17 protein-coding genes are annotated in these 16216 nt (G+C 47.4%); 9 read left to right on the forward strand and 8 right to left on the reverse strand.

Annotation, left to right across the window (positions count from 1 at the left end; genetic code table 11):
- Positions 1-9: 9 nt before the first annotated feature.
- Positions 10-1758, reverse strand: a complete 1749-nt coding sequence (gene gcl, locus AYK67_RS13970) for a glyoxylate carboligase (protein ID WP_068088066.1) — start codon at positions 1756-1758, stop codon at positions 10-12.
- Positions 1759-2136: 378 nt separating this feature from the next.
- Here gcl and AYK67_RS13975 point away from each other — a divergent pair, with 378 nt between their 5' ends.
- A complete protein-coding gene (locus AYK67_RS13975; RefSeq protein ID WP_068088069.1) occupies positions 2137-2775 on the forward strand; it encodes a GntR family transcriptional regulator in 639 nt (212 codons plus the stop codon).
- A gap of 27 nt (positions 2776-2802) precedes the next feature.
- Here the strand turns inward: AYK67_RS13975 and AYK67_RS13980 are convergent, their stop codons facing one another.
- Genes AYK67_RS13980 through AYK67_RS14005 form a run of 6 tightly spaced genes read right to left on the reverse strand, consistent with a single transcriptional unit; the run spans position 2803 to position 7655 of the window.
- Positions 2803-3669 (reverse strand): MurR/RpiR family transcriptional regulator, encoded by an 867-nt coding sequence (locus AYK67_RS13980; protein ID WP_068088070.1) that lies wholly within the window; start codon positions 3667-3669, stop codon positions 2803-2805.
- 9 nt (positions 3670-3678) lie between these two features.
- Positions 3679-4497, reverse strand: a complete 819-nt coding sequence (locus tag AYK67_RS13985; RefSeq protein ID WP_068088073.1) for an MBL fold metallo-hydrolase — start codon at positions 4495-4497, stop codon at positions 3679-3681.
- A 3-nt stretch (positions 4498-4500) separates the two neighbouring features.
- Entirely contained in the window at positions 4501-5433 is a 933-nt protein-coding gene (locus tag AYK67_RS13990; protein WP_068088081.1) for an NAD(P)-dependent oxidoreductase, read from the reverse strand.
- Positions 5430-6383, reverse strand: coding sequence for a shikimate dehydrogenase family protein (locus tag AYK67_RS13995; RefSeq protein ID WP_068088084.1), 954 nt, complete (start codon positions 6381-6383; stop codon positions 5430-5432). The genes AYK67_RS13990 and AYK67_RS13995 overlap by 4 nt, the downstream gene beginning before the upstream one ends.
- The gene (eda, locus tag AYK67_RS14000; RefSeq protein ID WP_156453174.1) at positions 6376-7029 is read right to left on the reverse strand and encodes a bifunctional 4-hydroxy-2-oxoglutarate aldolase/2-dehydro-3-deoxy-phosphogluconate aldolase; all 654 of its coding nucleotides are present in this window, start codon (positions 7027-7029) and stop codon (positions 6376-6378) included. The genes AYK67_RS13995 and eda overlap by 8 nt, the downstream gene beginning before the upstream one ends.
- 5 nt (positions 7030-7034) lie before the next feature.
- Complete coding sequence (locus AYK67_RS14005; RefSeq protein WP_068088091.1) at positions 7035-7655, reverse strand: glucose-6-phosphate isomerase; 621 nt, start codon at positions 7653-7655, stop codon at positions 7035-7037.
- A gap of 174 nt (positions 7656-7829) precedes the next feature.
- Between AYK67_RS14005 and AYK67_RS14010 the strand changes: the two genes are divergently transcribed.
- From AYK67_RS14010 to AYK67_RS14045, 8 genes are all read left to right on the forward strand, one after another.
- Positions 7830-8342 carry a TRAP transporter small permease gene (locus AYK67_RS14010; protein ID WP_162265114.1) on the forward strand — a complete coding sequence of 171 codons (513 nt, stop codon included), beginning with the start codon at positions 7830-7832 and terminating at the stop codon, positions 8340-8342.
- 3 nt (positions 8343-8345) lie between these two features.
- On the forward strand, positions 8346-9635 hold the full coding sequence (locus AYK67_RS14015; RefSeq protein WP_068088098.1) for a TRAP transporter large permease: 1290 nt from the start codon (positions 8346-8348) through the stop codon (positions 9633-9635).
- 27 nt (positions 9636-9662) lie between these two features.
- Positions 9663-10877 (forward strand): mandelate racemase/muconate lactonizing enzyme family protein, encoded by a 1215-nt coding sequence (locus tag AYK67_RS14020; protein ID WP_068088100.1) that lies wholly within the window; start codon positions 9663-9665, stop codon positions 10875-10877.
- Positions 10878-10884: 7 nt separating this feature from the next.
- Entirely contained in the window at positions 10885-11703 is an 819-nt protein-coding gene (locus AYK67_RS14025; RefSeq protein WP_068088102.1) for a VOC family protein, read from the forward strand.
- Positions 11703-12428, forward strand: a complete 726-nt coding sequence (locus tag AYK67_RS14030) for a hypothetical protein (protein WP_068088103.1) — start codon at positions 11703-11705, stop codon at positions 12426-12428. Before AYK67_RS14025 ends, AYK67_RS14030 begins: the two co-directional genes overlap by 1 nt.
- Positions 12425-13081, forward strand: coding sequence for a hypothetical protein (locus AYK67_RS14035; protein WP_068088104.1), 657 nt, complete (start codon positions 12425-12427; stop codon positions 13079-13081). The genes AYK67_RS14030 and AYK67_RS14035 overlap by 4 nt, the downstream gene beginning before the upstream one ends.
- A gap of 4 nt (positions 13082-13085) precedes the next feature.
- Complete coding sequence (locus AYK67_RS14040) at positions 13086-14603, forward strand: xylulokinase (protein ID WP_068088109.1); 1518 nt, start codon at positions 13086-13088, stop codon at positions 14601-14603.
- A 233-nt stretch (positions 14604-14836) separates the two neighbouring features.
- The gene (locus AYK67_RS14045; protein WP_068088112.1) at positions 14837-15250 is read left to right on the forward strand and encodes a type II toxin-antitoxin system HicB family antitoxin; all 414 of its coding nucleotides are present in this window, start codon (positions 14837-14839) and stop codon (positions 15248-15250) included.
- 312 nt (positions 15251-15562) lie between these two features.
- On the opposite strand, the gene AYK67_RS14050 is transcribed toward AYK67_RS14045, so the two are convergent.
- Positions 15563-16216, reverse strand: coding sequence for a NapC/NirT family cytochrome c (locus AYK67_RS14050; protein WP_068088114.1), 654 nt, complete (start codon positions 16214-16216; stop codon positions 15563-15565).

The raw sequence follows: 16216 nt of genomic DNA on the forward strand, positions 1-16216 counted from the left end.
GCACCTCTATTATTCTTGTATTTCCAGATCCAGTTCGCCGCCCCATTCATTGATGGCGTTAATATCTGGGCCCATAGCAACTTCTGTTTTCCGTTCGACAACAAACTCAACAACAACCGGAACGCGGAACTCATCGCGTAATTTCCGTGCTTTCTCGAGAGCACCTTTGATTTCATTGGGATCAAAAACTCGAATTGCTTTACAGCCCAAGCCCTCGATGACTGATTTAAAATCAACGCCGTAACCACCCGTCGGACTGTTGATGTTTTCAAAGCCTAAATCGAGGCAATAGTCGATATTGAAAGCCTTTTGCGACATTCGAATGAGCCCGAGATAGGCATTGTTAATCAGCACGTGGATATAGGGGATGTTGAACTGTGCCGCCACTGCCAGCTCTTCGAGTAAGAATTGGAAATCATAGTCCCCTGAAACGGCAACGACTTCTTTTTCCGGTTCAGCTTTGGCAGCACCTATGGCAGCCGGCATTGTCCAGCCCAGTGGTCCAGCTTGAGCGGCATTAATCCAATGACGCGGCTTTTGAACATGTAGCATTTGCGCCGCTTGAATTTGTGTATTGCCGATTGTGGCAACATAACGAGTTTCGCCGTCAAAGACTCCATTCATCTCCTTGAAAACACGTTGTTGCTTAATAGGCGTTTGATCATAATCATTACGACGTTTCATGGTGCGCTTGCGCATATTGCATTCACCAACCCAGGCACTTCGATCCTTAAGCTGTCCGCTCTCTTTCATTTCCTTGGCGATTTGTACAAATAGCTCAAGAGCTGCTTTCGCATCTGATGCAATGCCAAGGTCAGGTGAGAAAATGCGGCCAATTTGGGTCGGCTCTACATCTACATGAATGAACTTGCGACCTTTCTGGTATGTTTCCAGCTTGCCCGTATGGCGGTTGGCAAAGCGGTTGCCGATACCAAATATGAAATCACTTTCAAGGAAATTCGCATTACCGTAACGGGTGTTGGTCTGCATACCCATTTGGCCAATCATAAGCTCATGCGCATCTGGAATCGCGCCCCAACCGCGAAGTGTTGGTATAACTGGCACACCTGTAATCTCGGCAAACTCTACCAGTAAATCCGCAGCACCGGCTGAAATAACCCCGCCACCAGTAACAATTATAGGCTTGTCTGCCTCATTTAGCATTTCCAGCGCTTTAGCAGCTTGTGCCCGTGTTGCCTTGGGTTTGGAAGGTTCTAGCGGTTCATAGAGATCGATATCGAATTCAATTTCTTGCATTTGCACATCAAGCGGCAAATCGAGCAAAACAGGTCCGGGGCGATTGGAACGCATTTCATAAAATGCCCGCTGGAAGTAACCCGGCATTTGAGCGCCATCACGAATAGTTTTTGCAAGTTTGGCTACCGGTTTAGCAATCGATTCAATATCTACAGCCTGGAAGTCTTCCTTATCCAACTTAGCAACAGGGGCCTGACCAGTTAGGCAAAGAATTGGAATAGAATCAGCAGCTGCGGCATATAAACCTGTAAGCATATCAGTGCCAGCAGGACCAGATGTACCTACGCAAAGGCCAATATTGCCTTGTTTGGCACGTGTATACCCCTCGGCCATGTGGCTGGCACCTTCCACATGACGGCAAATAATATGCTCAATACCACCAAGTTTTTCCATAGCTGCGTAAAATGGATTGATGGCTGCGCCAGGTACACCAAAAGCAACACTAACGCCTTCTTTTTTAAGAATTTGCACAGCTGCTTCAATAGCTCTTAGTTTTGGCATGAATTTCTCCATTATTATTTATATATTGAAAAGACATTCTCTCAATTACTTTTCTTGTTCGTTTTTATTAGCAATGAGTGCTTCTGTATTCTCACCAATAGATTGGTCTTACCTAGAGAAAGAATCGACCAACCTCACTTGGTATGTATGAATGTATCATCTAACATTTCAGATGTAAGATAGCGTAAGTACCTATAGGTAAATTAAAGACTCTCATTTATGATGATTAATGAATATGCAGTTGAAAAGTGTTTTGAAAAATGTTCAGTACACTGAAATCACTCTAAAATTATCAAATGGCACCGCAAAACGGCAACCAATCATCTCCCAAGCAATGTGTTTGTTATTAAGAGTTGAGAAGACAAAAAAGAGAAAACAATGGAAATAATAAAGCGGCCGCCGTCACTTGCAGAAATCGCTACAAGTAAACTTAGAAAAGCAATTATTACCGGCGAGCTGAAACTAGGTGACATTCTTTCAGAAAACGACTTAGCTGATCGCCTGTGCGTTAGCAAAACGCCCATTCGCAATGCCATTGGGCAAATGAAAGTAGAGGGGTTGGTAGAGGTTATACCGCAAAAGGGAACCTACGTGTTTTCGCTCGATAATGTGCGTCTGCAGCGCTTTTCTGAGCACAGGATTGTTTTGGAACAAGCTGCACTAAAGTTATCGGCAGAGCGAAATTTACAAGCCCTGCAACAAAAGCTAGCGCAAATAATTGAAAAAATGCCAGCCGCCCACGAAAGTGGTTCCATGAACGAGTTTCTCTCGCTTGACATGGAGTTTCATCAAGCCTTTTTCGATTACTCTGGAAACATTTACCTCTCCGAAAGCTACGCTATGATTGCCGCAAAAAACTGTGCCATTTGTGCTCATCTAGGAGAAAATATAGTTCAAATTGACATGGCCCGCCAAGAACATGCCTTACTACTTGATTTATTGTGCCAAAACAAAATAACAAAAGCCGTTCAGCTTCTTGAGCTGCACATTAAGCACTGCACGAATACGGTATATTAAAGTACTCACCGCACTAAGGTTTACAACTTAAGGAAAGCCTGTTGCCCTGACATCCGACAGGGTACGCTTCATTTCAATAATCTTGTCCTGATGCTCGTCTGTTAGTCGCATACTCACAAGTGTTGAAATGATATCTATTACAATCATTGCCGCTATTCGGCTAATGGTTGGTGTGTACAGATCAGTATTTTCAAGTGTTTCAATTACAATAGGGCAATCGCAGCGCTGCGCTAAAGGCTTGTCTAAACTACCTGAAAGCCCGATGACTTTCGCGCCTTGCATTTGCGCAACACGGCAGGCCTGCAAAATTTCACGGGTTGCACCCGTATTCGATATTGCAATTACCACATCGCCAGGGCGCAACATCGCCGCCGTAACTATCATTTGGTGGCTATCTGTTACAGCCCCACATGGTTTGCCAAATAGCGGAAACTTTTGTTGGGCATCAATCGCCGAAATACCCGAAGCACCTAGGCCAAAAAACTGTATTTGTTGCGCTGTCGTTATAATGTCGACGGCGCTTAGAATTTGCTCTTCTGACAGCTTTGATCGAACCCGGTTTAAGCTGTGCATGTTAAAGTCAAAAATTTTAGCGATAACTTCATCAGGACCGTCATCTGCAGAAATAGCACTATGCGAGGCAGTGCTTGCGTAAGCAAGTGATTTTGCAATCTCGATTTTTAACTCTTGAAAACCACTATAACCTACAGATACACAAAACCTGATAACCGAAGGTTCGCTTACTTCTGCTTTCGCGGCGATGTCAGAGAGTCGTAGATTCGTAACTTCCTCTGGATTTGAAAGCACAAAATGCGCAACTTTTTCTTGCGAACGCTTTAAGCTTGGCAGCTTTTGTTCGATAATATCAAGTATGTTTTCGCTATTTTCGTTCATTGGTCACACTTAAACTATTTCGATGCAATCTAATGCAATCGGCACGAGAGGGGAAGGCAAATCTATTGTCAAAGACGCGTATTCCTGCTTGAGTAATGCAAAATCTTCCTCCGTTGCACTATTAAATTCAAACATTCCGAAATGATGCGCAATTAAATGCGATATCTCACAATGAAGGCACAATTTTACAGCTTCTGATGCACTCATGTTTCCCGGCACACCGTTATCAGCTCTTTCTTTGTCCCTGCCATTCACTGGCAAAAACGCAATATCAGGCTTTACCCGTGAGAGCTCATTGTATAGCTCTGGGTCAGCAACACTATCACCAGAATGATACAGACAAGTATTACCATCGGAAATTGCATATCCGAGATAATAATCCTGCCCCTTGTCGTTTTGCTTACGTACTTCATGATAGGAAGGCAAAACCGAAACCTCAAGCTTGCCAAACGTCAAAACATCTCCTGCACTAGCAAAATAAATTTTGGCGTCGCGTCCTATACGTTCGCGTGCTTTTTGTGCTTCAGCTGCCGGTACCACAAACGCAACATCATGATGTTGCTCTGCGATATGAGATAAGGTCTCGCCATCCATATGGTCTGTATGTGCATGTGTTATGAGCACAACATCAGGACATGGTAAGTCTTGTGGCTTAACTGGTATGGGCATCATACGCTGGTGCGGAAACTTGGTACCTGCATATTTCACAGCCAAGCTATCACTCAAGTAAGGATCAATGAGCAATCGTGTCCCAGAAAAGTCGATCCAGAACCCTGCTTGTCCGCACCAATATGCTTGGTTTTTGTTTATTTTCTGAGGAATTTTCACGATTTACACCTTACAGTCCTTGAGTAGGTTATCGACGCTCACCTGCGTCACTCGTTCCACGCTTTGCGCTGTAAATCCGCCGATATGCGATGTGAGGATACACCTTTCATGGGCCAGCAATTCACTGGGCTGCGGCGGCTCGGTGTCGAACACATCGGTGGCATATGCAGCCACCCGTGCCTGGTTCATTGCCTTCAGCAGTTCATTTTGGTCGACAAGGCCGGCACGCGCGGTGTTCACGATTACCGCACCCGGTTTGAGTTGCTGCAAAACCTTGGCATCGAGAACCGGTTGGGCATTTTCAGGCAGTGGCATATGTAAGCTCAGCGCATCACATTCACGCAAAATCGGCTCGATCTGATCGTACTGCTCAAATGTACCGAACTGCTTGAGTTCTTCACCATCGCTATAAGGATCATAACCAATCACCCTTGCGTTGAGTTTCAAGAGCTTTTGCGCCACCAGCTTGCCAATAGCCCCCAGCCCCAACACCGCAACTGTAGATCCGGCGATTTCGCAGCCACGAATGCGCGGCCAGGCCCCATCGCGTATTCCCCGATCGCTTGCCGGAATATGGCGCAATGCAGCCAGCATTAATGCCAGTGTCAACTCGGCCACACCATTTGCATTGGAACCAACAGCGCGTTCGACCCGAATGTTGTTTTCTTCCAAAAGCTTGATGGGCAGGTTATCAACACCAACCCCGTTACGCGAGATCACTTGCAAGGATTTCGCGGCATGGATAACTTTTGGCGATACCGGCTCCACACCGGCAATCCACCCCCAGCAGTCAGGCACCGCCGCAATCAACTCCGCCTCCGAAGGGATTTTGCCAGGTGTTGGTATCACCAGTTCAAAGCCCTCGTCTTCGAGCTTGCGAAGGGCGGGCGGTACGCTCTGTGTCATTGAGCGCGGTGTCACAAGAATACGTTTCATGATGCACGCCCACTTGCTTTTTTCGCAATATTGGAGAGTTCGTCAAACTGCGGCCCGGATGTGGGAATTGCCACATCAAACACCTCGGCAATCACTTGTGTCCAACCGTGCAAGAAGTAACTCCAGCCGTTTTCAACCTGCAACCCTTTCGCCTCTTTTTGCCCGTTGGCCTGATCAAGGAACACAAGATCGCCGCGGTAATTCAACTCCCATACAACCGCCGCTTCAGGCAATTGCACAGCATCGGTGAAGGGCGATCCGGGTGCATCCTTACCCAGGCCGGTGGCATTGATAATGAGCGAACCTGAAGGTAGGGCGGCGGCAATCCGGTCGTTATCGCCAGGGGTCGGTGCCAGACAATAGGACACGGGAATATCGATCCCCATTTCCTCATGGATTGCCTTGATATGATCCAACCGCTTTTGCGAGCGGTTCGAGACAATGATTTGCGCCGGGCGGTTGTTTGCAGCCATGGCTTTAATCGCATGCCAGGTAATGGCAATTGTTGAGCCACCAGCCCCCATGGAAAGTAAATGGCCCGCAGTATTGGCAAAGTGGTTTGGCGCTAAAAAGCCATCTATTGCCAACCCCGAGGAAATGGGGTCTTTGGCATGGGCAATCAGCTTGCCATCGCGCTTGGAGATACACGATACCTCACTCATCAAGGTCGCATGGGGATCGATTTCATCGAACATATCCTTACATGCTTCGAACAAGTCCAGCTTGTGGGTGGTTACCAGTGCCCCCATGGAATGGGGATCATCACGAATAAAAGCAACCGCTTCGCGATAGCGCTGCGGGTCATCATGAAGGGCAAAGTCCATCCCGCGAATAAGCGCATTGTCAAGCCCGAGATATTCGGCCCAAGCCGGGAATACCTTCATGATCGAGCTTTGCGCCGTGGTCACGCCGATAAAGTAAAGTGTTGGCTGTTGTGCCGGACTATACATTTTTTTCCTCCCGTAACGCACGCAGGCACGCAACAGCATCACGTGCATTTTGCGTAATTCTCGCCCAATTGCCTTCAGCAATATCCTGGCGCGTTGCAATCCAGGTGCCGCCAATACCGCGTACGTTGGGCATGCTCAGCCACTGAGCCATGTTATCCGGGTTCACCCCACCGGTAGGGTTAAAGCCCACATCCAAATGCGCAAATGGTGCCGAAATGCTCTTCAGCATCGCAGGCCCACCCAGCTGCTCTGAAGGAAAGAATTTCAAAAACCTGCAACCATGGCGCAAAGCGATCTGCAAATCTGAAGGCGTGGCAACCCCGGGCGCATAAGGCAAGTTGGCGCGCTTGGCGGCCTCAATCAACGTTGCATCCGTGCCAGGCGCCAACGCAAACTCGGCCCCCGCCTTGGCGGCACTTTGAACCTGTTCTTCACTGATAACGGTGCCAGCCCCCACCAGGAAATCCGCACGTTTGCTGGCGATTTGCGCAATAGCCTCTTGCGCTGCCTGTGTGCGATAGGTGATCTCGGCAACCGGTAAGCCGCCCTCAGCCAAAGCATCGGCAAGATCGAGGGCCTTGTCCGCTGTATCGATGGCAACAACAGGTATCACGCCAATACTGGCAAGTCGGTCAAATACATTCATCACATTTAGCCCTTGGTTGCGTAAATTGCTTTTATCTGCTCAGCCCCACGTGGCTGATAAGAAGCGTTGGGGACCTCTTTCCAGCCTGTGCCATCGGCAACAATTCTGGAGCGCATGCCAAAGGTCTGGGCAATAACCCCATAGTCCTGCCCGGAATCGGAAGGGTAGGTAAAGCTCATCACAAAGGGTGTTGCGCCGGTATTTACGGAGCGGTGAATCCAAAACGGTGGCACATAGCAAAGTACCCGTGGCTTGATTTCGATAACGCGGGTCTCGCCCTCCGGCGATTCCATCAGCATGACGCCCTCGCCGCTTTCGCCATAGTAGATTTCAGGGCGGTTGGCGATTGCATGAATATGGCCGCGGGTTAAAAAGTACTCATCGCCAATACGCCCGGGCTGCATGTAGGTCACACCAAAGATGAGATCACCGCGCTGTTGCTCCGGGTGCTGGTCTTGCACTTGATATACAATACGATCGCCTTGCTCTTGCACAGCCTGCTCGAAGGCTTCGCTATCGGCGTAGAGCTGTGTCAGGTCACGCAGTTTTTTTTGATAGGTTCGCCCGCAATTCCCCAATTTCCCGTTTATTGGGTCAACCAAATGTGCGGAGGGTTCTTTGATCACAACTAACTCCCAAAATTAAGTTTTACTAACATTTATTCGTTCATAAACATGATTTTTCGCAGAGTCAATCAAAAAAATGATTGCAAACTCTCAATAAATTGATACTTTGATAATAACAAAAACAAAAAATGGGAGACCAATATGAACACTATCCTGCGGGGAGTTTGCGGGGCCGTGTCTCTAATCCTATTCACTTTAATGATCGCAATGGTAATCATCGTGAATAGTGTCGTTGTTACTCGCTATGCCTTCTCGTTTTCACCTAGTTGGACTGAAGAAATCACTCGCTACGCTATGGTATGGATGGTCATGCTTGGCGCCGCGGTCATTGGTTTGTTTGAAGACCATATTGGCTTGTACTTGCTTCGATCAAAGATCAGCCCGCGTCTATACATTCTATTACAGAATATCATTAGGTTGTTGTCTGCAGCTGTTGCCGCACTCATTGCCTGGACCGGCTTCAAGTTTGCCTTTTCATTGGCAAACATTTTTGCGCCAGGTAGCCAAATTTCAATGATGATTCCGACACTAGCAGTACCTGTAGGGGCTACCTTGCTTTCTGTTTTTAGTCTCGTTCTCGTTTGTAATGATCTGCGCCTGATAATGGGTATGAAACGTATGCACTTACCAGAACAGGCCCACTTCATGGACGGTTCATTCAACGCTGAGCCTGATGAAGGAAATTAAAATATGTCTCTTGAAATTGTTCTAGTACTGTTCTGTGGCATGGTCCTTGTGGGGGTACCAATCGGCTTTGCTATGGTTTCTATTTCGGCTGGCTACTTCCTTATGGGACCGATACCGACTTTTATTAACTTGATACCACAAAAGTTGTTCGAGGGTATCGATGTTATCGTGCTCACGGCAATTCCATTCTTTTTATTAGCTGGAGAGCTGATGAACAGATCAGGTATGGCTAAGCGATTAATGCACTTCGCCAATCTAATTGTCGGGCGTGTGCGTGGCGGCTTTGCCTATGTCAACGTTTTAGCTAGTTTGCTGTTTTCGGGCTTAACTGGTGTGGCAGTTGGTGACATTGCTGCATTGGGTAAAGTTGAAATCAAAGCAATGGAGCAAGCCGGTTATCCGCGTGCTTTTGCTGCTGCAGTAACAGCCTCTTCATCACTTGTAGGCACCATCATCCCTCCAAGCGGGTTGATTATCCTTTATTGTGCCATCATGAACGTCTCGGTCGGGGCAATGTTCCTTGCAGCATTAATACCCGGTGTCCTAATGGCAGTTGCTGATATGATTGTTATTGGCATTCAGGCAAAAAAACGTGGCTTTCCCAAATCTGAAGTAAAAAGAACCCTGCCTGAAATCGTTACGGGTACAAAAGACGCTTCACTCGCTCTGTTCATGCCGTTTTTGCTAATTGGCGGTATTGTTGGCGGCATCATGACACCAACAGAAGCTGCTGCGGTATCTGTGCTTTACGCACTGGGAATCAGTTTATTCGTTTACCGTGCACTTTCTTTGAAAGAGATATACCGAATACTGGTCTCTTCCTCCTATGATGCCGCGCGCTTGTTGTTCATGATCGGTGCCGCGTTGACCATGACATGGATTTTCGCACTTGAAGACCTTGCAGGCCAAGTAAGCATGCTGTTTTCCCATGTGGAAAGCTCGCCCTTACTGACAATTCTCATGATCAATGCTGTTTTCCTTATTCTCGGCATGTTCATGGACTCATCAATTGCACTGATCCTGTTTGCACCAGTGGTAGCGCCCGTTGCTTACGGTGTTGGTGTAAGCCCGACACAACTTGGTATCATGCTGATCATTAATGTTGTTGTTGGTCTGGCTACGCCACCAATCGGCAATGTCTTGTTTGCAATATGTGGTGTTGTGCAACTGCGCTTTAGCGATTTGGTTCGCGAGCTTTTCCCATTCATCGCAATCAAGTTTGTTTTGTTGTTGCTGATCGGAATGATCCCTTTCCTAACAACCGCAATACCAAGCTACTTCGGTTTCAGTTAATCGCATCCAATTAAAAAAGGTAAGAAAATGAAGATCGTATCCGCTGAAATATCCATCCTCGACTTACAATTTTCACAGGAGTTTGCCGAAACTCAGGGCTCTTGGCATCCCGTTCTCTTAAAATTGGTCACCGACGAAGGATTGGTAGGTCTTGGGGAAGCTGGCTTGGCATATGGCGTTGGCCATAATGGCGCTGTCGGAATGCTAAAAGACTTTGTCGAAACATTTATCATCGGGGCAAATCCATTTGATCGCGAAGTCATCTGGAATAAAATGCAACGATTTTCTTTCTGGGGGGGCTCTTGTGGACCTGTTGTAAACGCTTGTATGAGCGCTATTGATATAGCCCTTTGGGATATCGCTGGTAAGGCACTTAACCAGCCAATCTGGCAAATGCTTGGTGGCCGCGTACAAGATGAGCTTCGTTGCTATGCCAGCCAATTACAGTTTGGTTGGGATAAAGAAGGCGTAACATGGTACAACCTTAAAGATCCTGAGGAATACGCCAATGCTGCTATTGCAGCCATCAATGATGGTTACACAGCGGTGAAAGTCGATCCAATCATGATCGATGAACAAGGCACGATTGAAAACCCAAACAAGCTCAAAGGCGCTCTCGATAAGAAAATCGTCAACCGTGCAGTTACACGTGTTGCAGCTATTCGTGAAGCTGTTGGTCCTGATACGGACATTATTCTTGAGCTACACTCGCTAACATCTTTGACCGGTGGCCAAAAGCTGGCCGAAGCATGTGCGCAGTTCGATCTGTTCATGGTTGAAGAGGCTGTCAACTATAACTCCTCCGGCCCTGCAGAAACTTTGAAAAAACGTATGCCAACGACACCAATGGCCGGTGGCGAAAGGGTGTTCACACGCTGGCAGTACAAAACATACCTGGAAACCGCTTGTTTTGACATGATCCAGCCAGACTTCTGTCTTGCCGGCGGTATTACTGAGGGCAAAAAAATCTGCGACATGGCGCATACTTATGAAGTTGGTGTGCAAGGGCATGTTTGCGGTTCACCAATATCTGCAGCTGCAGCAATTCACGTTTCAACGGCCATCCCGAATTTTGAAATCTACGAACACCACACCAACGCCAATACCCGCGCTAACAGGAATATTTGCATACAAGACCAGCAGCCAGAAAACGGCCTGCTCGTTGCAACAGATGCACCTGGTCTTGGCATTGACCTCAACGACGAATTCGTAGCGAAAAACGGACAAACAATCAGGGTTTAAGCGAACAATGAGCCTTTCTAATACCATAAACGAAAGCTTTCGACTTGTCGCGCAGCTTCAGGTGACAGACCTTTCGAAAGCTGCCTGGACATTAACAGACCGATTTGGCTTCAAATCTGAATCTGGTTACGAAGATGTACGCAACATACCTGAGGATACTCGTACCCTCCGAATGCGCCGCCTTAACCAGGTCATTGAACTGTCGAAAACCGATCAAGCAATATCTCAGGGAAATAGTACATTTGACCACCTTTCTCTGAAAACCAACAATGTTGATGCTGCTGTGATGGCATTTCGGGCAAAATGGGCAAAGCTTGACCCAATGAACACGCCAGATGGTGCTGTAGACTTGCCAACATTCTGGAGCCAAGGTGTACGCATTGCATTCATTCTCGGGCCAGAAGATGCCCGCTTTGAATTATGTGAAAACCTTGCACCCAAAGAAGACCCCTGTTCTTTGCAATTTGTAAACCTTGGTGGACACGACCACTTTGGTGTGCGCTGCCGTGACGTTGAAGAAGCCGCGCAATTCTATGCACAATTCGGCTTTGAAACCGCTCATGAAACGGAAATCCAAACACCTGACGGCGCAATTGAAATTCGTTTTGTCCGTTGCGGGAATTATTTGCTGGAGATTGCATCAACACCGGAAACACGTGCCAAATCACACGCGTTTTCTACCCACCCGGCGTGGTCAAAAATCATTATCGAAACGAACGATCCCGGAGCCAAATCGCAAGAGTACAAAGGCCCTAATGGCGAACGCGTTGAGGTGCGTGCCTCTATCCCAAGTGCAGCCTTTAAATTTGATAGGGAGTTAGCATAATGATTGGAAGCTATGTAACTGACCCGCGCGTTCAAGCCTTTGCCAGCATTTTCCATTTTGGTGTTCTTGGTGAAGAAAAAAGACTGGAAGATGTCCTTGTTGAAGCACGTAGACTGCGCAAATCAGGGCTGAATATTGAAGCCTTCGATTGTGAAGCATGCATGGTAGAAGCCGTTCGAGACACATTGGGTGGCTATGCAAAAATACATGTTCCGATTGGCTACCCTGCTGGTAATGCGCTGGTTAAACAAAAGCTTGTTCAACTTGAACAGCTTTTAAAACTAGAAATCGATGATAGCTGTTACTGTCTTGACTATTCAAATCTGATTGATGGCAATTGGGATGCGGTCACAGCTGAAACCCGCAAAGTCATGGATATCTGCGAAGGGCGACTGCCAATAGCTATGGTTATTCAAGCGACACTACTTGATGACCGCCAAATTGTTGCTGCATGCGAGGCAATTTTGGCAGGCGGAGCAAACCGCGTGAAAATGAATACCGGCTATGGCTGGGGCACATCAGCAGAAGACGTTGACTTGGTGCACCGCCATTTTAACAGCCGTATAGATATTCACCCCTCAGGGAATGTACGCAATCTGGCACAAGTCGAACATTTTCTGTCGCGCGGTATTGGCATAGTCCATTCTGCTTCGGTCTTCGAGATCATTGAAGCCTACGCACAACGCCTGGGCCTTATCACTGACGAAAAGGGAGCGGTCTCATGATTTCACCTAATAAAATCATCGCTGCCAGCTTACACTTAGAACCCAATACAGCTGCCATTGTACGCGATGTTCATCGAGCCGAAAAACTGGGCTTAAAACAGCTATTGCTGAACGAGAACATGGTTCAGCTTGCAATGGATGAGGTTAAGAGAGCCGACTTTTCTTTGTCTGTCAGCGGCATTGTTGGCTACCCCATAGGACAGTGGGGCTGGTCTGCCAAAAAGGTAGCCGTTGAGGAGCTTGCAAAGATACAAAACGGTCCTGCCTGTATCATGCACGCAGTTGGTCCCTGGTTAGATGAAACACCAGCTTCAGCCGAAGAGTTTGACGCACTCGCTTCCTTGACCGAAGAAGTATGGCTACTGACTTCATTAGCTGCAATTCCCGCAGAACGGGTTGAAAAGCTTGCCAACGATATTGCCCGTGCAGGCACAAAACTGCTCATTCTATCAAATGGTGTGGCTGCCTCTGGCTTACCATTACCTGACGAGAAACAGATCGCGTTAGTTAAAAAATACGCTAATGGCCGCTTTGAAATAGCAGCTATGGCCCCACCAGGCACACCAGCCACCGAAATTAACAACTGGCTACATGCGGGCGCAGATAAAGTTGTTTGCTCGGACTTTTGGTCATTGACATGTGAAGAGGAGTAAAGCCGTGGGCGAAGTTTTAATTGGTATTGATATTGGTACCACAGGTGTAAAAGTCGCTATGTTTGATACGGCAGGTGAGCTGGTTGCCTCTTCTTATCAGCCTCACGACACAAGCTATCCAGCGCCGGATCATGTAGAACAGCGTCCTCAAGACTGGATTGACGGCACTTTAGAGGGCCTGCGCAAAGTCTTGGCTCAAAGTGCTATCGACCCCAAATGTGTGGCAGGTATTTCTTTTTCGGGCCAGATGATGGGGCAAATCCCCATTGATTGTAACGGCAACCTTTTGGAAGAAAGTGTGCCTATTTGGGCAGACCAACGGGCAAAGGCTGAAGCCGCCCGTTTTCTGGAAGACTTTGGCGGCCATGAGGCCTATTACGATATTACCTACCAGGGGCACCCAGTGCATATGACATCCATTTTTCGGATGATGTGGTATGCCAAAAACAAACCAGAGGTTTTTGCCAGGGCCGTTAAGTGGCTACACGCTAAAGAGTATGTACTTTATTTCCTCACAGGTGCAATGGCCACCGAACCAACGGACCAATGTCTTGGCGGGGCCTTTGACCTTAAAGCAGGTAAGCACAGCGCACAAATTCTAAGTTGTGCCAACCTATCGGCCGATTTATTTCCCGATATGGTAGAAAGCACAGATGTTGCAGGAAAAATATCGCCAAAAATTGCCGAATTAACCGGCTTGCAAGCAGGTACTCCTGTTTCAGTTGGTGCTGGTGATGGCCCTTGCGCTGCAGCCGGTTCTGCCGCCATAGCTGAGGGCGATGCTTATTTCTATCTCGGTTCAGCCCTTTGGGGCGGTACAATTGAATCACAACCCTTTGGGGACTTCTCCTCAAGAATGATTTGTTATCGCCACCTCATCCCGGGCCTATACCACAGCCAGTATGTTAGTTTTACAGGTGCCATAGGTCAGCAATGGTTCGTTGAAAATTCCTACAGTGAGCTCGAAGGTGCCGACGCCTACGAGCGGGCACTTGCTGAAGTCGCGGCTATTGGTGATGAAGCCACTCCTATGTTTCTACCATTCTTGAGACCCGGGGGAGCGCCCCACCAACACGGCAATGCTTCCGGTGTGTTTTATGGCTTGAGAAACGAACACAAACGTGCACATTTATACAAATCTGTTGTCATGGGCATCGCTCATTCATTGCAGGTATTGTACGATGACGTAACTCGAGTTACCGGCAGAAAAATAGATGAATTGACCATTATTGGCGGTGGCGCACGCAATCCGCTATTGATGCAGTCAGTTTCAAGTGGCCTGGGTATTCCGGTTCAATTGTTGGCGGACCAAGAAGCAAACTGCCTGGCCGCAGCTCTTTGTGCCGGTGTTGGTGTAGGCATTTGGCCAAACGCAAGCGCTGCAAAGGAAAGTGGCATATTCCAGCGTACCGCTCGTTACCAACCAGACCCCGCGAAAAAAGAAGAATTGGCACTTGCACAAGCCAAGTTCCGCACTTCTATCGAAATCGCCAAGCAACTTTGGAGCCTTGAGCCAAATTGAGCGATATTGGCTCAACTAGGCACCTCACTTAACTCATGACCCCTGCCAGATTTGGAGGATTGAGAGGCTTCGATTGAGCCACAAGTAGTGGTTTAGCTAGCCTTTGAAGCGTGGAGCAATTACCCTTAAAGATTCTGGGTAATTGCTCGCTATTTTAATAATTTTCAGCAAAACTCAAGACTGAAGATGTTAAGTTTTTGTTGCCTGTTTCAAGCATTTTTTTAAGGAAGAGAATGTACATCGCGACAATTCATAAAGATGAAGATACAGCCTACAGCGTCGGCTTTCCTGATGTAATGGGCTGCATATCCTATGGAGATAACTACGAAGAAGCGCAGGCAAATGCGGCCGAAGCGCTCTCACTGCATCTCAATGCGATGCTTGAACATGGCGAACCGTTGCCGGTACCAAGAGCGCTTGATGAATTACAAGTGGCAGCAAAAACGGATGAAGTAATTGCCGGATTGCTTGAAGGTGCCGTGTGTGTTGGCATCCCTTATTTGGCTGATCTCGCCAAAACAACGCGGATAGAGATAGAGGTGGATGCTGGCCTGCTGGCAGCCGTTGATAGCTATGCACAAAGCTATAACATCTCTCGCGCCGCTTTATTCTCAAGTGCGGTAAGGGAAAAGATTTCTTTTGTTTAATGTAAAGTCGACATTATTCGAAAAATAAATACCTGCTTTTGGGTATGAATACGCATTAAAATAAAAGGCTAATACAGTTCGAAATCCTCCATGAAATTGCAAGCTGCTTTAGTTCTTTTACGAAACGACACCCAAACCCAATAAGCCCAAACCCACCCAACAAAAAGGCCCCCCAAGTACTGGAGGGCCTTTTGTTTTTGGCAAGTGCCTATTGCGTTTGTTTATACTCATGCTCTAGGCTCAAGCTTTAATTTGCAGCGCATTCTTGTCGTTTGGTTTTATCCAACCAAACAGAACAGGCTCTAGCAAAACCTACTGCTTATTGTGGTAAACATCAGTAATGCGGGTTTTGTACTCTTTGTAGGCATTGGCTGGCAGCGAGTGAGCAATACCCTGGTGACAGTCAATACAGGTTTTACCTTCCTTAAAGCCTTTAGAGTGCTCTTTAGCAGCACGTGTACCTTGAACCACGAAATCCATAGATTGCATATCGTGACAGTTGCGGCACTCGCGGCTATTGGTGGTTTTCATCGCCTTCCAAACGTTGGTTGCCAACTGCAAACGCTTGGCCTCGAATTTCTCCGGCGTATCGATACTACCCAATACTTTATGCAGAACTTCGTTGGATGCCTGAATTTTACGCAGCATTTTATGGCCCCATTCTTTGGGGACATGGCAATCGGAACACACAGCGCGCACACCACTGGCATTATTGTAGTGTACAGTTTCCTTGTATTCTTGATAAACGTTTTCACGCATTTCGTGGCAGCCAATACAAAACTCTTCAGTATTGGTCATTTCCATGGTCCAGTTAAACCCGCCCCAGAAAATAATACCGGCAATAATACCGCCGCCCACCAGAAAGCCAAAAGAAAGTGTGGCACTGGGCTTGCGTAGAAAACGCCAGCAACGCTGAATAATGTTGCCCTTTTTAGCCGTTTCTGGCTTCTCGTTCTTTGTGTTCAT

The sequence above is a fragment of the Polycladidibacter stylochi genome, assembly GCF_001562055.1.
Taxonomy (GTDB): Bacteria; Pseudomonadota; Alphaproteobacteria; order Rhizobiales; family Stappiaceae; genus Pseudovibrio; species Pseudovibrio stylochi.

Coding starts and splice junctions, on each gene's coding strand:
- AYK67_RS14030 (WP_068088103.1), top strand. CDS start 11,703: ATGATTGGAAGCTATGTAACTGACCCGCGCGTTCAAGCCTTTGCCAGC.
- AYK67_RS14050 (WP_068088114.1), bottom strand. CDS start 16,216: ATGAACACAAAGAACGAGAAGCCAGAAACGGCTAAAAAGGGCAACATT.
- eda (WP_156453174.1), bottom strand. CDS start 7,029: ATGAATGTATTTGACCGACTTGCCAGTATTGGCGTGATACCTGTTGTT.
- AYK67_RS14025 (WP_068088102.1), top strand. CDS start 10,885: ATGAGCCTTTCTAATACCATAAACGAAAGCTTTCGACTTGTCGCGCAG.
- AYK67_RS14035 (WP_068088104.1), top strand. CDS start 12,425: ATGATTTCACCTAATAAAATCATCGCTGCCAGCTTACACTTAGAACCC.
- gcl (WP_068088066.1), bottom strand. CDS start 1,758: ATGCCAAAACTAAGAGCTATTGAAGCAGCTGTGCAAATTCTTAAAAAA.
- AYK67_RS14045 (WP_068088112.1), top strand. CDS start 14,837: ATGTACATCGCGACAATTCATAAAGATGAAGATACAGCCTACAGCGTC.
- AYK67_RS14015 (WP_068088098.1), top strand. CDS start 8,346: ATGTCTCTTGAAATTGTTCTAGTACTGTTCTGTGGCATGGTCCTTGTG.
- AYK67_RS13980 (WP_068088070.1), bottom strand. CDS start 3,669: ATGAACGAAAATAGCGAAAACATACTTGATATTATCGAACAAAAGCTG.
- AYK67_RS14020 (WP_068088100.1), top strand. CDS start 9,663: ATGAAGATCGTATCCGCTGAAATATCCATCCTCGACTTACAATTTTCA.
- AYK67_RS13995 (WP_068088084.1), bottom strand. CDS start 6,383: ATGTATAGTCCGGCACAACAGCCAACACTTTACTTTATCGGCGTGACC.
- AYK67_RS13975 (WP_068088069.1), top strand. CDS start 2,137: ATGGAAATAATAAAGCGGCCGCCGTCACTTGCAGAAATCGCTACAAGT.
- AYK67_RS13990 (WP_068088081.1), bottom strand. CDS start 5,433: ATGAAACGTATTCTTGTGACACCGCGCTCAATGACACAGAGCGTACCG.